A 17,806-nucleotide genomic window follows, 5' to 3' on the forward strand; every position below is an offset into this window, starting at 1 on the left:
GGTGAGGACAATCCAATGGCATTTCACGAGATACGCTTCCCGGCGAACCTGAGCTTCGGGTCGGTCGGCGGCCCCGAACGGCGGACCGAGATCGTTACCCTGGCGAACGGCTTCGAAGAGCGGAATACGCCCTGGGAACATTCCCGCCGACGCTATGATGCGGGCATCGGACTGCGATCGCTGAACGATATCGAGACGCTGATCGCCTTTTTCGAGGCGCGTGCAGGACAGCTGCACGGTTTCCGCTGGAAGGACTGGTCCGACTACAAGTCCTGCGCCCCGCTGGCGGAGCCTTCGCCCGACGACCAACTGATCGGCATCGGAGATGGCGTCACCAAGGTGTTCCAGCTGCGGAAGACCTATCTGTCCGGTTTGCAGAGCTATTCGCGTCCGATCCGTAAGCCGGTGGTGGGCACCGTTACTGTGGCGGTCGCGTCGGATCCAAAAATCGAAACACTGGAGTTCGCGCTTAGCCCGGAAACCGGCGAAGTCAGCTTCGTGCTTGCGCCGGACCTGGGTACCCGCGTGACCGCCGGGTTCGAGTTCGATGTTCCGGTACGCTTCGATACGGATGCGATCCAGACATCGGTTGCGTCATTTCACGCCGGGGATGTTCCCAACGTGCCGGTTGTGGAGGTGCGGCTGTGAGCAAGGAGTCCCTTATTTCCCATCTTTCAACCGGAGCGACCACCGTCTGTCGCGCCTGGACGCTGCACCGCAGGGACGGATTGGTGCTTGGCTTTACCGATCACGACAAGGATCTGGTGGTCGACGGCGTTGCCTGCCGGGCGGACAGCGGGATGACCGCACGCGCGCTGCAACAGACGACGGGGCTTTCGGTCGACAATACCGAAGCTTTCGGTGCCCTAAGTGCTGCGGCGATCACTGAAGATGATCTTGCAGCAGGCCGTTACGATGGCGCGGAAGTTCAGGCCTATCTGGTCAACTGGGCGATGCAGGATGACTTCATCGTCCAGTTCTGCGGCCAGCTTGGCGAGATTTCGCGGGTGGACGGCAGCTTCAAGGCGGAGCTGCGGGGCCTGACCGATCTTCTGAACCGCCCGCATGGCATGGCCTATACTCCAGGGTGTTCCGCCATTCTCGGCGACGGGCGGTGTCGGTTCAACCTGCTTCAGCCAGGCTATTCCATTGAGATGGATGTCGAGTTCGCCGAGGATGGGCGTGTCTTCGCGCTTCGCGGCCTGGCGGGCTATGACGACCGGTGGTTTGAAGGAGGGCGTTTCGAGGTTACAAACGGGGCTGCGGCCGGATTGGCCGGGGTGGTGAAAATCGACCGGCAGGACGGAGCGTGTCGCCGGATCGAACTTTGGCAGTCGCTGCGCGCGCCTGTCGTTTCCGGAGATTCGGTTCGCGTTCACGCCGGATGCGACAAGATGGCGACCACCTGCCGTAGAAAATTCGCGAATTTCCTGAACTTTCGCGGCTTTCCCCATATTCCGGGGGAGGACTGGCTTGCATCCTATCCCGTCCCGGGTCGGACGGGCGGTGCGCGCCGGGTCGGCGGGGGTGGATCTTGACTGCCGGAAAACGGGCTGTTGCTGAAGCACGGCTCTGGATCGGCACGCCCTACCTGCATCAGGGAAGCGTTCGCGGTGCAGGAGCGGATTGCCTGGGTTTGTTGCGTGGGGTCTGGCGCGCGATCCATGGGTTCGAGCCGGAGACAGTCCCGGCATACACGGCTGACTGGTCCGAGCCGTCACGGGACGAGATTCTCTGGAATGCGGCCCGGCGATGGCTGCCGGAGACGTCGGGGGATCAGGCGGCTCTCGGTGACGTGCTGCTGTTCCGGATGCGCGATGGCAGTGTCGCCAAGCATCTTGGGCTTCAATCAGAGGTCGGCGCCCACCCGCGCTTCATCCACGCCTATACTGGCTATGGCGTGATCGAGACTTCTCTCTCTGCACCGTGGCAGCGCCGGATCGCGGCGCGCTTTGCCTTTCCAGAAGGAACGAACTGATGGCCACTCTGCTACTTTCCGCTGCGGGCGCGGCGATCGGCGCCGGGTTTGGCGGCACTGTCCTGGGCCTTTCCGGAGCCGTCATCGGCCGCGCGATCGGGGCCACGGTCGGCCGCGCCATCGACCAGCGGATTCTGGGCGGTGGTTCCGAGCCGGTGGATATCGGCAGGATCGATCGGCTGCGCCTGACGGGTGCTGGAGAAGGGGGAGCTATCGGCCAGATCTGGGGCCGGATGCGGGTCGGCGGTCAGGTCATCTGGGCGACCGAGTTCATTGAAACGGTCCGGCGGCAGCGCACCGGCAAGGGCGCGCCGAAGCCGAAAGTGAACGAGTATAGCTACTCGGTCAGTCTGGCCATCGCCTTGTGCGAAGGAGAAATTCTCAGGGTCGGCAGGCTTTGGGCCGACGGGAACGAGATATCCGCACTTGACCTGAACATGCGGGTCTATGTCGGAAGCGAAGACCAGTTGCCAGACCCGCTGATTGAAGCCATCGAAGGCGAGGGAGCCCCGGCCTATCGTGGTCTCGCCTATGTGGTCATCGAGAATCTCGAGCTTGCCACCTATGGCAATCGAGTTCCGCAGTTCAGTTTCGAAGTGGTAAGGGCGGCCCAGGGCGAGGGCGTGGAGCCCGTCGAGACACTGAGCGGGTCGGTCCGCGGCGTGGCACTCATCCCCGGGACGGGTGAATACAGTCTGGCAACGACCCCTGTCCACTATGCGGAGTCGCTTGGGCGCAACCGGTCGGCGAACGTGCATTCGCCTTCGGGAAGGACGGACTTCGCGACCAGTCTGGAACAGTTGGCGCAGGAATTGCCGTCCGCTGGTTCCGCTTCGCTGGTCGTTTCCTGGTTCGGGAATGACCTGCGCTGTTCGTCCTGCACAATCAGGCCGAAGGTCGAGCAGAAGTTGCGGGACGGTGTCGGGATGCCTTGGCGCGCCGGTGGTATCGTCCGTTCAGCAGCGCAAGAGGTTCCAAAGGTCGATGGGGCGTCGATCTACGGCGGCACGCCGGCAGACGGGTCGGTGATCGAGGCTATTCGCGGGCTTCGGGCGGCGGGCAAGGATGTGATGTTCTATCCTTTTGTCCTGATGGACCAGACTGCGGGAAACACTCTGCCCGATCCCTGGACCGGTGCAGCGACACAGCCCGCACTGCCGTGGCGCGGACGGATCACGCTGGATGCCGCGCCGGGGCAGCCCGGATCGTCGGATCGGACCGCGGGCGCCCAGACAGAAATCGCCGCATTCTTTGGCACTGCCCAGCCTGGACATTTCTCGATCAATGGCGAGACCATCGGCTACGCAGGTCCTGCGACTTGGGGATATCGCCGATTCATCCTGCACTACGCCTATCTCTGCCTCGTCGCCGGGGGTGTCGAAAGCTTCTGCATCGGTTCCGAGTTGCGGTCGTTGACGCAAGTCCGTGGGGCCAGCGACAGCTTTCCGGTGGTGGAGGAGTTGAAGCGGTTGGCGGAGGACGTCAGGGCGATCCTTGGTCCCGACGTCCAGATCAGCTACGCGGCCGACTGGTCGGAATACTTCGGCTATCACACCGATGGAAATGTCTACTTCCACCTCGATCCGCTTTGGGCGCATCCGGAAATCGACTTTGTCGGTATCGACAACTACATGCCGCTTTCCGATTGGCGCGATGGTGAGGTCCATGTGGATTCGGAGTTCGGCTCGATCTACAATCCCGAATACCTGCAGCGAAACATATCGGGTGGCGAAGGCTTCGACTGGTACTACGACAGTCCGGAAGGTGCCCTGGCCCAACGCCGCCTGCCGATCCGTGATGAAGCCTTTGGCGAAGATTGGATCTTTCGCAACAAGGACCTGAAATCCTGGTGGTCCAACCTGCACCACAACCGCGTTTCGGGTGTCCGGTCCGCAAATCCGACCGAATGGGTGCCGTTTTCCAAACCGATCCGCTTTACCGAATACGGCTGTGCGGCGATCGACAAGGGGACCAATCAGCCCAACCGCTTCTTTGACGCGAAATCATCCGAGTCCGGGCTGCCGGCGTGGTCCAACGGCCGCCGTGACGACCTGATCCAGATGCAATACCTGCTTGTGACCAACAAGTATTGGATGGCAAGCGAGAACAACCCCGTCTCAGGCATCTATGGCGGCCCAATGATCGACATGGATCACGCCTATGCCTGGGCATGGGACGCCCGGCCCTTTCCCGAATTTCCCGGACAGACGGCCATCTGGAGTGACGGGGCGAACTATGCCCGCGGCCATTGGCTGAATGGTCGCGCATCCGGTCAACCGCTTGCCGCTGTCGTGCGCGAGCTGTGCCAGCGTTCGGGGGTGGATACCTTGGACACTAAGTCGCTTTACGGGCTGGTTCGCGGGTATCAGCAATCTGACATCGCGACAGCTCGGTCCTCGCTTCAGCCCCTCATGCTCGCCTTCGGCTTCGATGTCTTCGAGCGCGAGGGCCGACTGATCTTCCGCAATCGCACGGCGCAAGTTCTGGCCGAGGTTTCAGAAGATGATCTGGTCCTGGCCACGGACCTTGAAGGGCGCCTCGAAGCAACGCGCACTTCGGACGCCGAGACGTCAGGTCAGGTCCGTCTGAGCTATGTGGACGCCCAATCGAACTACGAACTGCGGTCTGTCGAGACACGCCTTCCCGATGAGGAAGCGCTTGGTGTTTCGGTGACGGATCTGCCGGTCGCCCTCACCAAATCCGAAGGGCTGAGCGCGGTTGAACGTTGGCTTGCCGAGGCTCGGGTTGCCAGAGACACAATCAAATTCGGACTTCCGAAGTCGAGTCTGGCGCTCGGTGCCGGGGATGTGGTTCGCCTCTCTGGATCGCGCTATCGCATCGATCGCGTCGAACAGGCCGACAGCCAGATACTGGAGGCTGTTCGCGTCGAACCGGGCGTCTATTTGCCCTCGGAGCGAAGTGAGGAATCGGTTTCGGTCCGATCCTTCACTCCGCCGGTTCCCGTTGCACCAATCTTCCTGGACCTGCCGCTTCTGACCGGCCAGGAGGTTCCCCATGCGCCCCATATCGCCGTTGTTGCCGATCCCTGGCCGGGCTCGGTCGCGGTCTGGTCGTCGAGCGAGGATGCAGGCTACGAGATCAACCGGCTGGTCCCCGCGCCGGCGGTGATCGGCACCACCGAGACGCCAATGACGTTCCATCGGCCGGGTCTTTGGGATTTCGGTGCCCCGCTGCGGATGAAGGTCGCGGCGGGCGAACTATCCTCGGCAAGCCGCACTTCCGTGCTGAACGGTGCCAACGCGATGGCGATCGGGAACGGAAGCTCGGCGAACTGGGAAATCTTCCAGTTTGCGGATGCGCAGATCGTGGCTCCGGAAACCTACGATCTGTCGGTCAGGCTGCGGGGCCAGTTGGGGACCGACGGCATCATGCCGGAGGTCTGGCCGGCGGGCAGCACGGTCGTTCTTCTGGACCTCGCGCTTCTGCAGATCGACCTTGCGGCGTCCTCCAGGGGGCTGGCGCGCTACTACAGGATCGGGGCCTCCTCACGCGGATATGACGATCCCAACGCCACTCTGCGGGTCGAGGCCTTTGACGGTATCGGCCTGCGTCCTTACCCCATCGCCCACCTTCGTCATGAGGTTCTTTCTGGCGACATTCGGCTTGCCTGGAAGCGCAGGACCAGGATCGACGGCGACAGCTGGCAGTCCACCGAGGTTCCTTTGGCCGAGGAGTCCGAGGCATATCTGGTTCGCGTGATCCAGTCCTCCGCGGTTGTTGCGGAATACACCGTGTCTCAACCCGCTTTCACCTATACCGCGGCGATGCGTGCCGCGGATGGGGTGGGCGGAGGGTTCGAGATGGCCGTCGCGCAGGTGTCGGCAAGCTTCGGCCCGGGGCCGTTCCGGAAGATCGGCGTTGTTGCCTGAAGGCGATCATTTCAACGACTGATGAAGAGCCCAACAGAAATGCATCTCGCCCTCGTCTCCGGATGTGGTATCAAGAACCCGCATCCGGAGACTGGACCATGCTCGAAACCAAACCCAGAGTGACCGCCATCGATCCCGTCTGGCGGCGGGTCTGCGAAGAGGCGGTGGAAGCCATTCGCAATGAGCCGCTGCTCGGCGGTCTCATCCATTCCGGTCTCCTGCACCATTCCACGCTGGAACGCGCGCTGGCCTACCGCTTCTCGCTGAAGCTGGCGTCGGGCGAGATGAGCGAGCAGATCCTGCGCGAGATCGCCGATCAGGCCTATGACAGCGACCCCGCAATCGGGGCCGCTGCGCGGTCGGACCTGATGGCGGTCTACGAGCGCGATCCGGCCTGCCACCGCTTCCTCCAGCCGCTTCTGTTCTTCAAGGGCTACCAGGCGGTCCAGGCCTATCGGATAGGCCACTGGCTCTGGCAGGCCGGCCGCATCGACCTGGCCTATTTCGTGCAGATGCGGGTGTCCGAGGTCTTCGGCGTCGACATCCACCCCGCGGCCCGCGTCGGCAAGGGGATCATGATCGACCATGCCCATTCCATCGTCATCGGCGAAACGGCGGTGGTGGGCGACAACGTCTCCATGCTGCATTCCGTCACCCTCGGGGGCACCGGCAAGGAAGACGGCGACCGGCATCCCAAGATCGGCGATGGCGTCATGATTGGGGCTGGGGCCAAGGTCCTCGGCAACATCCATGTCGGTCACTGCTCCCGCATCGCGGCAGGCTCCGTGGTGCTGGAGGATGTTCCGCACAACACCACTGTGGCCGGGGTTCCAGCACGGGTTGTCGGCAAGGCTGGCTGCGCCCAGCCCGCGCTGACGATGGACCAGCTGTTGAAGGCCGAATGATCGGCCCGGCATGATCCCCGCCCTCCGCGCCTTCGCCGCCCGGGTGACCGGCCAGGCGATCTCCACCTTCGCTCGGTTCATGACCGCCCCCCGCGCCATCTGGCAGGGGATCGAGCCGGTTCCGCACCAGCGCGTCTATTTCGCCAATCACAGTTCCAACGGCGACTTCGTGCTCCTGTGGACGGCGCTTCCCACCCCCCTTCGCCGCCAGACACGGCCCGTTGCCGCGCTGGACTACTGGCTGACCTCCCCCCTCCGCGCTTTCATCGGGCGTGAGGTGTTCAACGCCGTCCTGATCGACCGCCGCCCCGAGGCGCGGACCCAGGACCCGGTGGCCCAGATGGCCGCCGCCCTGGATGAGGGCGCCTCGCTCATCCTCTTCCCGGAAGGCCAGCGCAACAGCTCGGATGCGCCGCTTCTCCCGTTCAAGTCCGGGCTTTACCACCTTGCCAAGTCCCGCCCCGGCGTCGACCTTGTCCCGGTCTGGATTGCGAACCTCAACCGCGTGATGCCGAAGGGAGAGATCATTCCCGTCCCGCTGATCTGCACCCTCACCTTCGGCGCCCCCCTGCACTTGGCCGAGGACGAGCCGAAGGACGCTTTTCTCGCCCGCGCCACACAGGCGCTCCTCGCGCTGAAGCCGCAGGCACTGTCATGACTTCCCCCCATCTCCTCTGGCTTCTCACCGGCGTCGGCTCCATCCTGATCGTCGCCTCCATCATCGGCGAAATCCTCCGCCTGCGTCTCTCGCCCGGCGGCGAGAACCCGGTGATCGAGAACCTGACCGCCCGCATCAATGCCTGGTGGGTGATGGTGATCTTCCTCGCCCTGGCCTTCGTCGCGGGCAAGCCGGGGGTCGTCCTCCTGTTCGCGCTCTGCTCCTTCGCGGCACTGCGAGAGTTTCTGACGCTGACCACCCACAACCGTGCCGACCACTGGTCGCTGGTCGCCTGCTTCTTCCTGGTCCTGCCACTGCAATACTGGTTCCTCGCGACCGACTGGTACGGCATGTATTCGATCTTCATCCCGGTCTACGCCTTCCTCCTCCTCCCCGTCGTCTCCGCGCTTCGCGGCTCCACCAGGGACTTCCTGATCCGCGTCTCGGAAACCCAATGGGCGTTGATGATCTGCGTCTACTGCGCCAGCCACGTCCCCGCGCTCCTCTACCTGCAGATTCCGGGGTTCGAGGGCCGCAACGTCATCCTCATCGCCTATCTGATCTTCGTCGTGCAGCTTTCGGACGTGATGCAATACGTCTGGGGCAAGCTGATCGGCCGCACCAAGGTCGCCCCCAACCTCTCGCCCTCGAAGACATGGGAGGGGCTGATCGGCGGCGCCCTCACCGCCAGCGCTGTCGGTACCGCTCTCTGGTGGATGACACCCTTCTCGCCGCTCCAGGCCGCAGGCATGTGCCTCTTGATCACCCTCATGGGCTTCTTCGGCGGCCTCGTCATGTCGGCGATCAAGCGCGACCGCGGGATCAAGGACTGGGGCCACCTGATCGCCGGGCATGGCGGCTTCCTCGACCGGCTGGATTCGGTCATCTTCGCCGCGCCGATCTTCTTCCACGTCACCCGCTGGGTCTGGTCCACCACATGAGCGAAGCCGAAAACCGTCGCCCCCTGACCTCGCGCAACTCGGCTTGGGCCGCACGGCTGGCCTCCTGGGCCGTGGCCCGCGAGATCACGCCGAACCAGATTTCCCAGGCCTCCATGGGCTTTGCCGCCGCGGGGTTCGCTCTTTACGCGATGTCCACGCAAGTCGCCGGGGTTGCCCAGTTCCTTGCCCTCTTCCTCGCTGCTGCCACCCTCCAGGCCCGGCTCGTCTGCAACCTGATCGACGGCATGGTCGCGATCGAGGGCGGCAAGGGCGCCAAGGACGGGCCCTTCTGGAACGAGGCGCCAGACCGCGTCTCCGACTTCCTCTTCTTCGCAGGTGCGGGCCTTGCCGCCAACCAGCCCAGCCTCGGCCTTTTCGCCGCCGCCCTCGCCATCGCCACCGCCTATATCCGCGAACTTGGCCGGGCCGAGGGCTTCCCGCCCGATTTCTCCGGCCCCTTGGCCAAGCCACAGCGCATGGCCGTCCTCACCGCAGGCACCGTCCTCGCCGCGCTCTACGCCAGCGAATGGACCCTGACCGTCACGCTCTGGATCGTCGTCGCCGGCACGGCGGCCACGATCATCCGCCGGTCGTGGACCCTCATCGGCAGGCTCAAGGCCAGATAGAAAAGGAGGGCCAACGCCCTCCCTTTCATCTTTGCCCAAGTATCCCAAGGGGTGCGGGGGTGTGAAACCCCCACTCCGGCGGATCAGGCCAGCATCACCATCGGGTTTTCCAGCGCCTCGATCACCGCCTTCAGGAACTCCGCCCCCAAGGCCCCGTCGATCACCCGGTGATCCACCGACAAAGTCATCGACATCACCGTCGCCACGCCGATGGTCCCGTCCGCCAGCACGACGGGCTTCTTCACACCCGCACCGACCGCCAGGATCGAGCCGTGTGGCGGGTTGATCACCGCGTCGAAGTTCTCGATCCCCATCATCCCCAGGTTGGAGATCGCGAACGATCCGCCCTGATACTCATGCGGCGCCAGCTTCTTCGACTTCGCCCGCGCGGCCAGGTCCTTCATCTCTGCCGAGAGCGCGCTCAGCGACTTCTTGTCGGCGTCGCGCAGCACCGGCGTGAAGAGGCCCCCCTCCACGGCAACCGCAACCGCCACGTCCGAGGGCTTCAGCCGCAGCATCCGGTCCCCCGCCCAGACGGCATTGGCGTTCGGCACCGCCTGCAGGGCCATCGCGCAGGCCTTGATGATGAAGTCGTTCACCGACAGCTTCACCCCGCGCCCCTCAAGCTGCTTGTTCAGCTGCTCGCGGAACGCCATCAGTGCGTCCAGCCTTACGTCCCGGCGCAGGTAGAAATGCGGGATGGTCTGCTTCGCCTCGGTCAGCCGCGCGGCGATGGTGCGGCGCATCCCGTCCAGCGGCACTTCCTCGTAAGGCCGGTCGGCATACATCTTCAGCACCACCTCGGTCGCCAGTCCCATCGGCATCGCCGCCGAAGCTGCCGCCGGGGCAGGGGCCGCCTTCGGGGCTTCCGCCGCAACGGCCACCGCAGGCTTCGCGGCCCCCGGCTGTGCCGCCTCGACATCCGCCCGCACGATCCGGCCATGCGGCCCCGAGCCCTTCACCCCCGAAAGGTCCAGACCCTTCTCTTTCGCGATCCGCCGCGCCAGGGGCGAGGCGAACACCCGCGCGCCGCCCGTGGCCAACGGGGCCGCAACCGGAGCTGCCGGGGCAGGGGCCGCTTCGGCAGGGGCCGCAGCAGCAGGCGCTGCCGGGGCCGCAGCCTTGGGCGCCGCAACCGCCGAGGCATCCTCTCCCTCGTCCAGCAGCACCGCGATGGGCGTGTTCACCTTCACCCCCGCCGTGCCTTCCGCGATCAGGATCTTGCCCACGGTCCCTTCATCGACCGCCTCGAACTCCATCGTCGCCTTGTCGGTCTCGATCTCGGCCAGGATCTGGCCCGACTTGACCGCATCCCCCTCCTTGACCAGCCATTTCGCCAGCGTCCCTTCCTCCATCGTCGGGGACAAAGCAGGCATCAGAATTTCGGTAGCCATGACCTCACCTCTACCTGTAGCAGACGTATTTGACGGCGGTGACAACCTCCGCCGGGGTGATCAGCGCGAACTTCTCCAGGTTCGCGGCATAGGGCATCGGCACGTCCTTGCCCGTGCAGGTCACGACCGGCGCGTCCAGATAGTCGAACGCCCGCTGCATGATCGTGCTTGCCAGATGATCGCCGATCGACCCCACCGGGAAGCCTTCCTCGACCGTCACGCAGCGGTTGGTCTTCATGACCGAAGCCAGCACCGTGTCATAGTCGATGGGCCGCAGCGTCCGCAGGTTGATCACCTCGGCGCTGATCCCTTCGCTCGCCAGCGTCTCTGCCGCCGCCAGCGCGTGCGCACAGCCGATCCCGAAGCTGACCATCGTCACATCCGTCCCCGGTCGCAGGATCGAAGCCTTGCCGAAGGGAATGGTGAAATCCCCCTCGCTCGGCACCTCGAAGGACCGCCCGTACATGATCTCGTTTTCCAGGAAGATCACCGGATTCGGGTCGCGGATCGCCGACTTCAAGAGCCCCTTCGCATCCGCCGCCGTATAGGGCATGCAGACCCGCAGCCCCGGGATCGCCGCATACCAGGCCGCATAGTCCTGGCTGTGCTGCGCCCCCACCCGCGCCGCCGCCCCGTTCGGGCCGCGGAACACCATGGGCGACCCCATCTGCCCGCCGGACATGTACAGCGTCTTCGCCGCCGAGTTGATGATATGGTCGATCGCCTGCATGGCGAAGTTGAAGGTCATGAACTCGACGATGGGCTTGAGGCCCCCCCACGACGCCCCGGTCGCGATCCCAGCAAAGCCCATCTCGGTGATCGGCGTGTCGACCACCCGCTTCGCCCCGAACTCGTCCAGAAGCCCCTGGGAAATCTTGTAGGCCCCCTGATATTCGCCGACCTCTTCCCCCATCAGGAAGACCGTCGGATCGGCGCGCATTTCCTCGGCCATCGCCTCGCGCAGGGCCTCGCGGACCGTCATCGTCTTGGTCGGGCCCGGGGGCAGGTCGGTATGCGGCCAGCCGCGCACCTCGGCAGGCGCCGGGGCAGGGCTCGGCGCCACCGGGGCCGCCGCCACCGTCGCCGGAACCTCTGCCGCCTGGGCCGCCACGGCCACCGCCGCCGGGGCAGGGGCGTCGCTTACGCTTTCGCCGTCCTCGACCAGCACGGCAATCGGCGTGTTCACCTTCACGCCCGCCGTCCCCTCGGCCACCAGGATTTTTCCGACGGTGCCTTCATCCACCGCTTCGAATTCCATCGTCGCCTTGTCGGTCTCGATCTCGGCCAGAATCTGGCCCGACTTGACCGTATCGCCTTCCTTCACCAGCCATTTGGCCAGCGTGCCCTCCTCCATGGTCGGAGAAAGCGCGGGCATAAGCACTTGAACTGCCATGATTTCCCCTCCCTCAGGCGTAAATGTCCGTCCACAGCTCCGCATTCGGCGGCTCTGGGCTTTCCTTGGCGAACTCGGCCGCATCGTTGACGATGGCCTTGATCTCCTTGTCGATGGCCTTCAGCTCCTCGTCGGACGCCAGACCGCCCTGCGTCAGCAAATCGCGCACATGCTCGATGCAGTCTTTCTCGGTCTTGATCTTCTCGACCTCTTCCCGCGTCCGGTATTTCGCCGGGTCCGACATCGAATGCCCCCGATAGCGATAGGTCATCATCTCAAGGATATAGGGGCCGTTCCCCGCCCGACAGTGCGCCACCGCCTTCTCGCCCGCGGCCTTCACCGCCAGCACGTCCATCCCGTCCACCTGCTCGCCCGGGATGCCATAGGCCACGCCGCGGCCATACAGCGTCTCGGACTTGGTCGCCCGCTTCATGCTGGTGCCCATGGCATATTGGTTGTTCTCGATCACGAAGATCACCGGCAGGCCCCACAGCTCGGCCATGTTGTAGGTCTCGTAGACCTGGCCCTGGTTCGCCGCCCCGTCGCCGAAATAGGTGAAGGTCACGTTGTCGTTGCCGAGATACTTGTCGGCAAAGGCCAACCCGGCCCCCAGCGGCACCTGCGCGCCAACAATCCCGTGCCCGCCGTAGAAATGTTTCTCTTTCGAGAACATATGCATCGAGCCGCCCTTGCCCTTGGAATAGCCCCCGATACGCCCGGTCAGTTCCGCCATCACGCCCTTGGCATCCATCCCGCAGGCCAGCATATGCCCGTGGTCGCGGTAGCTCGTCACCCGCTTGTCGCCCTCTTTCGACGCAGCCTCCAGCCCGACGACCACCGCTTCCTGCCCGATGTAAAGATGGCAGAACCCGCCGATCAGCCCCATCCCGTATAGCTGCCCCGCCTTCTCCTCGAAGCGGCGGATCAGCAGCATCTCGCGGTAGTATTTCAGCAGGTCGTCCTTCGAGACATTCGGTCTCGCGTCAGGCTTCTTCGCCATCGGGCTCCTCCCAGAGTTTCGGATGGTTCAACGTTAAACCATCCATACAGCATCGGCAGAAAAAGGGCCAATGCAAATTTCCCCGGGGTCATGCAGCGGCGGAATGCCTCCCTGCGCAAAGCGGGACCCTGCGGGACAGCCGGTGGGACCAGGCTGCACTCGGGCGCCCGATTCGGGAAGCGCCCCGGCTAACCCCGCCCGTCGAACGCCGTCCGCGCAGATTCCACCCGCTCCATATGCACCTCGGCCCAGGTCCAGACGCCGCAGAACGCCTCGCCCAGGCTCAGGCCCAGGTCGGTCAGCCGGTAGTCCACATGCGGCGGCACCACCGGATGCACCGTGCGCAACAGAAGCCCGTCCCGCTGCATCGCCCGCAGGGTCTGGGTCAGCATCTTCTGGCTCACCCCCGGCACCGCCTCGGCCAGCCGGGTGAAGCGCAGCGTCCCGGCCTCGGCCAGAACCTCCAGCACCGTCATCGTCCACTTGTCGGCGACGCGCCCGATCAGGTCCATCACCAGCGCGTTCAGCCTCGGGTCCAGGTCCTTCAGCAGCGGGGCAGGGTGCATCACGCTCTCCAAAAGGTAAGTATGGATCAGAAAGGTGCCTTCTTTCCAATAGTAACCGATGCGCCTAGATCGGCAAGACCCATCGAAAGGATCTTCCCATGACCACCATCCTGATCACCGGCGCGACCTCGGGCATCGGCCTCGGCCTCGCGCAGCGCCTCCACGCTCAGGGCCACCGCCTGATCGTCACCGGCCGCCGCCAGGCGCTTCTCGACGAAGTGACAGCCGCCCATCCCGGCATGACGGGCTACCGCAACGACATCAGCGATGCGGGCCAGGTGGCGAGCCTTGCCGCGCGGCTCGCCTCCGACCATCCCGACCTCTCCACCGTGATCCTGAACGCCGGGATCATGCAGTCCGAACGGCTGGGGCCGGACCAGACGCCGCTCTCGGTCGCCGAGGACACCGTGGCCACCAACCTCCTCGGCCCGATCCGCCTGACCCATGCGCTGATGCCGCAGCTTCTGGCCCGGCCCCAGGCGCACATCGTCACCGTCAGCTCCGGCCTCGCCTTCGTGCCGCTGGCCGCCACGCCGACCTATTCCGCCACCAAGGCCGCGATCCATTCCTGGACGCAGAGCCTGCGCTTCCAGCTGGAAGGTACCGCTATCAGCGTCCACGAACTCGCGCCCCCCGCGGTGCAGACCGACCTGATGCCCGGCCAGCGCAGCAACCCGCACGCCATGCCCTTCGACGCCTTCATCGACGAGGTGATGGCGATCCTCACGCGGGACCCGGTGCCCGGTGAAATCCTGGTCGAGCGGGTGCAATTCCTGCGCCGGGCCGAGGCCGAGGGCCGCCACGCCGAGGTCTTCGAGACGCTGAACCGCAATTTTCGCACGCCCGGCTGAGCGATTCGGCAACCAAGGTTAACACCCGACCGCCCATACGCGCGTATGGATGGGATCCATACGCAATCCATACCCGATCCATACGCCAGGAAAGGGCAGACCCGGACAATTACCTAAGCGTTCGCAATGGCTTAGCGGATGGCGATCTCGTCCGACCGCATATAGCCCAGCACATCCCGCGTCTGCTGGTCCAGAAGGTCAAGGTCCAGATAGTCGTCCGACAGCCGGTGCGTCAGGTTCTGCATCTCGCCAAGTTCCGCCGTCAGCTTGTCCCGCTCGACCCGCAGGCTTTCCGCCTCGGCGTTGATCGCCACGCGGGCGAACATGCCATAATCGCCCTGCACGGCGGCAAAGGTGAAATAGAGCCCCAGGATGCCCGCCAAAGCCAGATAGATCAGCCCGCCGAAGCCGCGTTGTGTATTTACTGCCGACATGCGCCCTTCTCCGGCCCCTCTGCCGGGGGCCTGACGCGAATCATGCCATATCGCGAATCGGATGGGAATCCTGAAAATGCATCCCGCTCAAAGACTTGACCGGGATGCGGAAACCGGCCCTCAGGTGATCGAGGCGGCGTGGATGCTGTCGACCGCGTTCTTCAGCACCTTGTCGAACTCGCCCTCGGTCTGCTTGGCCGAAAGCCCCTCGCTCAACGCGCGGCTGAAGCTGGCGATGATCCCGTGGTTCTGCGCAAGGATCTGGTTCGCCGCATCGCGGGAATGCCCGCCCGACAGCGCTACCACCTTCAGCACCTTCGGATGCTTGACCAGCGGCTGGTAGAAATCCGGCACCGTCGGCAGCGACAGCTTCAGCATGACCTGACCCTCAAGCCCCTCAAGATGCTTGAGAATCTCCTCCTGAAGGATCGCCTCCGCCTCTGCCTTGTCGGCAATCGAGATCGTGACTTCCGGCTCCAGGATCGGCATCAGCCCATGCGCCGCGACCTGCCGCCCGATGTCGAACTGCTGCGCCACCACGGCCGCAATCCCCTTGCGGTTGGCGGCGTTGATCACCGACCGTTCCTTGGTTCCGTAGATCCCCGCCTTCACCGCCCGCGCCAGAAGCGTGTCCAGCCCCGGGATCGGCTTCATCAGTTGGACGCCATCGGCTTCCGCCTCCAGCCCCTTGTCGATCTTCAGGAACGGCACCACCCCGCGCTTTTCCCACAGGTAGGTCGCGGTCGGGACGCCGTCGATCTTGCGGTCCATGGTCTGCTCGAACAGGATCGCCCCCACCACCTTGTCGCCGGTAAAGGCCGGGGACTGGATGATCCGCGCTCGCATTGCGTGGATCAGGTCGAACATCTGCTCTTCGCCGGAATATTCGCCCTCAGAAATCCCGTACAATTTCAGGGCCTTGGGGGTCGATCCGCCCGACTGGTCAAGCGCCGCGATAAAACCGCGCCCGTTCTTCACCTGTTCGGTCATCTTCGCGTTGGTCATGTCCGTCTCCCGACTGTCACCCTTGGCATAGCCCCTGCGGCCTAGCCCATCAAGGCCTTCACGCCGGGCAATTCCTTGCCCTCCATCCATTCCAGGAAGGCCCCGCCGGCGGTGGAGATGAAGGTGAAATCCGCCGCCACCCCCGCCGCATTCAGCGCGGCCACGGTATCGCCACCCCCCGCCACCGAAACCAGCTTTCCTTCGCGCGTCAGCCGCGCCGCCGCCTGCGCCGCCGCCTTGGTCGCGGCATCGAAGGGCTCGATCTCGAAAGCGCCCAGAGGACCGTTCCAGATCAATGTCCTGGCCCCCGCGAAGACCCCCTCCAGTTGCTTCACCGTCTCTGGCCCCGCGTCCAGGATCATCGCATCCGGCGGGCATTTCAGCACGGAAACCACCTGGGAATCCGCCCCCGCCTTGAACTCGCGCGCGACCACCACATCCACCGGCAGATGGATCTGGCAGCCCGATTTCTGCGCCCGGTGCCGGATCTCCCGCGCCATCTCGGCCATCTCGCGTTCGGCCAGCGACTGGCCCACCTCGATCCCCTCGGCGACGAGGAAGGTATTCGCCATCCCCCCGCCGATCACCAGATGGTCGACCTTGGTGACGAGGTTCGCCAGAAGCTCGATCTTGGTCGAGACCTTCGCCCCGCCCACGACCGCCACCACCGGCCGCTCGGGCGACCCAAGCGCCGCCTCCAGCGCCTTCAGTTCTGCCGCCATCAGCCGCCCCGCCGCCGAGGGCAGAAGCCGCGCCAGCCCCTCGGTCGAGGCATGCGCCCGGTGCGCGGCAGAAAATGCATCATTCACAAAGACTTGCCCCAGCTTTGCCATCTGCGCGGCAAGCTCGGGATCGTTCTTCTCCTCGCCCGGATGGAAGCGGGTGTTCTCCAGCAGCACCACCTCGCCGGGCCCCGCCTTGGCGATCGCCGCGGCCGCCGCTTCGCCCACGCAGTCCGACCCGAACACCACCTTGCGGCCCAGTGATCCCTCCAGCGCCGTGACCACATGGCCCAGGCTCATCTCCGGCACGACCCTGCCTTTCGGCCGGTCGAAATGCGCCAGCAGTACCGGCTTGCCGCCCTTGGCCAGGATGTCGTCGACCGTCGGCCTGATCTTGTCGATCCGGGTCATGTCCGTAACCCGGCCGCCCTCCATCGGCACGTTGATGTCGACCCGCACCAGCACCGTCTTTCCCGCAAGGTCCATGTCGTCCAGCGTTTTCCAGGGCATCGCTTTCTCCATCCTTAGGGGCCTGCCCGCTTTTGGCGCGGGGATCACGCCGACGTCAACCGCTTAGCGCGCTTTGCCCTTTCCTTGCGCGGAACCCGCCGCTACGGTCGCGCCCGACCGAAACCGTATGAGGCACCGATGGCCGACATCAAGGACCCCGAAAACACCATCATCCTGACGCTGAAGGACGGCGAAGTGGTGATCGAACTGCTCGCCGACGTGGCGCCCAAACATGCCGAGCGGATGAAGCAGCTCGCCCGCGACAAGGCCTATGACAATGTGGCCTTCCACCGGGTGATCGACGGCTTCATGGCCCAGACCGGCGATGTGGAAAACGCCAACATGGAAAGCCCCAGCTACAACCCGCGCCGGGCCGGGACGGGCGGGTCGCAATATCCCGATCTGCCTGCGGAATTCTCGAAGCTCCCGCATGACCGGGGCACCCTCGGCGCCGCGCGGTCGCAGAATCCCAACAGCGCCAACAGCCAGTTCTTCATCAACTTCCGCGACAACCATTTCCTGAACAACCAGTACACGGTCTATGGCCGCGTCATCAGCGGGATGGAGCATGTCGACAAGATCGTGAAGGGTGAGCCTCCGGCCAACCCCGACCGCATGATCACGGTACGGGTGGCTTCCGATGTCCAGGCTTGATCGCATCCTCGCAGGCGGCCTCTTCGCCGCCGGTCTTGCCGTGGTCGTCGGCTACGGCATCTCGCAATCCGCCCAGGCCCAGGCCACCGACGGCCCCGGCCCGAACCTGGTGATCGAGGTCGCGGGCGCCGCCAACGGCACCGTGGTCATCGACCTTCTGCCCGATGTCGCCCCGCAGCATGTCGCGCAGATCACTGCGCTGGCCAAGGAAGGCGCCTATGACAACGTGGTCTTCCACCGCGTGATCGACGGCTTCATGGCCCAGACCGGCGACGTGCA

General features: G+C 64.8%; 18 protein-coding genes. 11 read left to right on the forward strand and 7 right to left on the reverse strand.

Features of this window, described 5'->3' with window-relative positions:
- The first annotated feature begins 15 nt into the window (after positions 1 to 15).
- The 8 genes from V7Q39_RS11135 (at position 16) to V7Q39_RS11170 (ending at position 8,998) form a co-directional block, all read left to right on the forward strand.
- Positions 16 to 648, forward strand: coding sequence for a DUF2460 domain-containing protein (locus tag V7Q39_RS11135; RefSeq protein WP_333816659.1), 633 nt, complete (start codon positions 16 to 18; stop codon positions 646 to 648).
- Positions 645 to 1,538 carry a DUF2163 domain-containing protein gene (locus V7Q39_RS11140; RefSeq protein WP_333816643.1) on the forward strand — a complete coding sequence of 298 codons (894 nt, stop codon included), beginning with the start codon at positions 645 to 647 and terminating at the stop codon, positions 1,536 to 1,538. The genes V7Q39_RS11135 and V7Q39_RS11140 overlap by 4 nt, the downstream gene beginning before the upstream one ends.
- The gene (locus V7Q39_RS11145; protein ID WP_333816660.1) at positions 1,532 to 1,978 is read left to right on the forward strand and encodes an NlpC/P60 family protein; all 447 of its coding nucleotides are present in this window, start codon (positions 1,532 to 1,534) and stop codon (positions 1,976 to 1,978) included. The genes V7Q39_RS11140 and V7Q39_RS11145 overlap by 7 nt, the downstream gene beginning before the upstream one ends.
- On the forward strand, positions 1,978 to 5,868 hold the full coding sequence (locus tag V7Q39_RS11150; RefSeq protein ID WP_333816644.1) for a baseplate multidomain protein megatron: 3,891 nt from the start codon (positions 1,978 to 1,980) through the stop codon (positions 5,866 to 5,868). The genes V7Q39_RS11145 and V7Q39_RS11150 overlap by 1 nt, the downstream gene beginning before the upstream one ends.
- A gap of 98 nt (positions 5,869 to 5,966) precedes the next feature.
- On the forward strand, positions 5,967 to 6,773 hold the full coding sequence (gene cysE / locus V7Q39_RS11155; protein ID WP_333816645.1) for a serine O-acetyltransferase: 807 nt from the start codon (positions 5,967 to 5,969) through the stop codon (positions 6,771 to 6,773).
- A gap of 10 nt (positions 6,774 to 6,783) precedes the next feature.
- Entirely contained in the window at positions 6,784 to 7,431 is a 648-nt protein-coding gene (locus V7Q39_RS11160) for a lysophospholipid acyltransferase family protein (protein WP_333816646.1), read from the forward strand.
- Entirely contained in the window at positions 7,428 to 8,372 is a 945-nt protein-coding gene (locus V7Q39_RS11165) for a phosphatidate cytidylyltransferase (protein WP_333816647.1), read from the forward strand. The genes V7Q39_RS11160 and V7Q39_RS11165 overlap by 4 nt, the downstream gene beginning before the upstream one ends.
- Positions 8,369 to 8,998, forward strand: coding sequence for a CDP-alcohol phosphatidyltransferase family protein (locus V7Q39_RS11170; protein ID WP_333816648.1), 630 nt, complete (start codon positions 8,369 to 8,371; stop codon positions 8,996 to 8,998). The genes V7Q39_RS11165 and V7Q39_RS11170 overlap by 4 nt, the downstream gene beginning before the upstream one ends.
- 83 nt (positions 8,999 to 9,081) lie before the next feature.
- On the opposite strand, the gene V7Q39_RS11175 is transcribed toward V7Q39_RS11170, so the two are convergent.
- The 4 genes from V7Q39_RS11175 to V7Q39_RS11190 all read right to left on the reverse strand — a co-directional run bounded on the left by V7Q39_RS11175 (position 9,082) and on the right by V7Q39_RS11190 (position 13,351).
- On the reverse strand, positions 9,082 to 10,392 hold the full coding sequence (locus V7Q39_RS11175) for a pyruvate dehydrogenase complex dihydrolipoamide acetyltransferase (RefSeq protein WP_333816649.1): 1,311 nt from the start codon (positions 10,390 to 10,392) through the stop codon (positions 9,082 to 9,084).
- Between the two features lie 10 nt (positions 10,393 to 10,402).
- Positions 10,403 to 11,785: a pyruvate dehydrogenase complex E1 component subunit beta gene (locus tag V7Q39_RS11180; RefSeq protein ID WP_333816650.1), complete on the reverse strand. Its 1,383-nt coding sequence runs from the start codon at positions 11,783 to 11,785 to the stop codon at positions 10,403 to 10,405.
- A 13-nt stretch (positions 11,786 to 11,798) separates the two neighbouring features.
- Positions 11,799 to 12,785, reverse strand: a complete 987-nt coding sequence (pdhA, locus tag V7Q39_RS11185; protein ID WP_333816651.1) for a pyruvate dehydrogenase (acetyl-transferring) E1 component subunit alpha — start codon at positions 12,783 to 12,785, stop codon at positions 11,799 to 11,801.
- A gap of 188 nt (positions 12,786 to 12,973) precedes the next feature.
- The gene (locus V7Q39_RS11190) at positions 12,974 to 13,351 is read right to left on the reverse strand and encodes a winged helix-turn-helix transcriptional regulator (RefSeq protein ID WP_333816652.1); all 378 of its coding nucleotides are present in this window, start codon (positions 13,349 to 13,351) and stop codon (positions 12,974 to 12,976) included.
- Positions 13,352 to 13,449: 98 nt separating this feature from the next.
- Here V7Q39_RS11190 and V7Q39_RS11195 point away from each other — a divergent pair, with 98 nt between their 5' ends.
- Complete coding sequence (locus V7Q39_RS11195; RefSeq protein WP_333816653.1) at positions 13,450 to 14,202, forward strand: SDR family oxidoreductase; 753 nt, start codon at positions 13,450 to 13,452, stop codon at positions 14,200 to 14,202.
- A 131-nt stretch (positions 14,203 to 14,333) separates the two neighbouring features.
- On the opposite strand, the gene V7Q39_RS11200 is transcribed toward V7Q39_RS11195, so the two are convergent.
- The 3 genes from V7Q39_RS11200 to V7Q39_RS11210 all read right to left on the reverse strand — a co-directional run bounded on the left by V7Q39_RS11200 (position 14,334) and on the right by V7Q39_RS11210 (position 16,873).
- Positions 14,334 to 14,636, reverse strand: a complete 303-nt coding sequence (locus tag V7Q39_RS11200) for an FtsB family cell division protein (protein ID WP_333816654.1) — start codon at positions 14,634 to 14,636, stop codon at positions 14,334 to 14,336.
- A gap of 120 nt (positions 14,637 to 14,756) precedes the next feature.
- Positions 14,757 to 15,641, reverse strand: a complete 885-nt coding sequence (locus tag V7Q39_RS11205; protein WP_333816655.1) for a fructose bisphosphate aldolase — start codon at positions 15,639 to 15,641, stop codon at positions 14,757 to 14,759.
- Between the two features lie 41 nt (positions 15,642 to 15,682).
- Positions 15,683 to 16,873: a phosphoglycerate kinase gene (locus V7Q39_RS11210; protein ID WP_333816656.1), complete on the reverse strand. Its 1,191-nt coding sequence runs from the start codon at positions 16,871 to 16,873 to the stop codon at positions 15,683 to 15,685.
- 138 nt (positions 16,874 to 17,011) lie between these two features.
- On the opposite strand from V7Q39_RS11210, the gene V7Q39_RS11215 reads away from it, so the two are divergent.
- Positions 17,012 to 17,527: a peptidylprolyl isomerase gene (locus V7Q39_RS11215; RefSeq protein WP_333816657.1), complete on the forward strand. Its 516-nt coding sequence runs from the start codon at positions 17,012 to 17,014 to the stop codon at positions 17,525 to 17,527.
- Positions 17,514 to 17,806: peptidylprolyl isomerase (locus V7Q39_RS11220; RefSeq protein ID WP_333816658.1), on the forward strand; the 293-nt coding region annotated here is incomplete at its 3' end. The genes V7Q39_RS11215 and V7Q39_RS11220, both read left to right, overlap by 14 nt.

Source organism: Tabrizicola sp., from assembly GCF_036781545.1.
Taxonomy (GTDB): Bacteria; Pseudomonadota; Alphaproteobacteria; order Rhodobacterales; family Rhodobacteraceae; genus Tabrizicola.

Coding starts and splice junctions, on each gene's coding strand:
- V7Q39_RS11180 (WP_333816650.1), bottom strand. CDS start 11,785: ATGGCAGTTCAAGTGCTTATGCCCGCGCTTTCTCCGACCATGGAGGAG.
- V7Q39_RS11175 (WP_333816649.1), bottom strand. CDS start 10,392: ATGGCTACCGAAATTCTGATGCCTGCTTTGTCCCCGACGATGGAGGAA.
- V7Q39_RS11165 (WP_333816647.1), top strand. CDS start 7,428: ATGACTTCCCCCCATCTCCTCTGGCTTCTCACCGGCGTCGGCTCCATC.
- V7Q39_RS11150 (WP_333816644.1), top strand. CDS start 1,978: ATGGCCACTCTGCTACTTTCCGCTGCGGGCGCGGCGATCGGCGCCGGG.
- pdhA (WP_333816651.1), bottom strand. CDS start 12,785: ATGGCGAAGAAGCCTGACGCGAGACCGAATGTCTCGAAGGACGACCTG.
- V7Q39_RS11210 (WP_333816656.1), bottom strand. CDS start 16,873: ATGCCCTGGAAAACGCTGGACGACATGGACCTTGCGGGAAAGACGGTG.
- V7Q39_RS11160 (WP_333816646.1), top strand. CDS start 6,784: ATGATCCCCGCCCTCCGCGCCTTCGCCGCCCGGGTGACCGGCCAGGCG.
- V7Q39_RS11195 (WP_333816653.1), top strand. CDS start 13,450: ATGACCACCATCCTGATCACCGGCGCGACCTCGGGCATCGGCCTCGGC.
- V7Q39_RS11135 (WP_333816659.1), top strand. CDS start 16: ATGGCATTTCACGAGATACGCTTCCCGGCGAACCTGAGCTTCGGGTCG.
- V7Q39_RS11215 (WP_333816657.1), top strand. CDS start 17,012: ATGGCCGACATCAAGGACCCCGAAAACACCATCATCCTGACGCTGAAG.
- V7Q39_RS11200 (WP_333816654.1), bottom strand. CDS start 14,636: ATGTCGGCAGTAAATACACAACGCGGCTTCGGCGGGCTGATCTATCTG.
- V7Q39_RS11205 (WP_333816655.1), bottom strand. CDS start 15,641: ATGACCAACGCGAAGATGACCGAACAGGTGAAGAACGGGCGCGGTTTT.
- cysE (WP_333816645.1), top strand. CDS start 5,967: ATGCTCGAAACCAAACCCAGAGTGACCGCCATCGATCCCGTCTGGCGG.
- V7Q39_RS11190 (WP_333816652.1), bottom strand. CDS start 13,351: ATGCACCCTGCCCCGCTGCTGAAGGACCTGGACCCGAGGCTGAACGCG.
- V7Q39_RS11170 (WP_333816648.1), top strand. CDS start 8,369: ATGAGCGAAGCCGAAAACCGTCGCCCCCTGACCTCGCGCAACTCGGCT.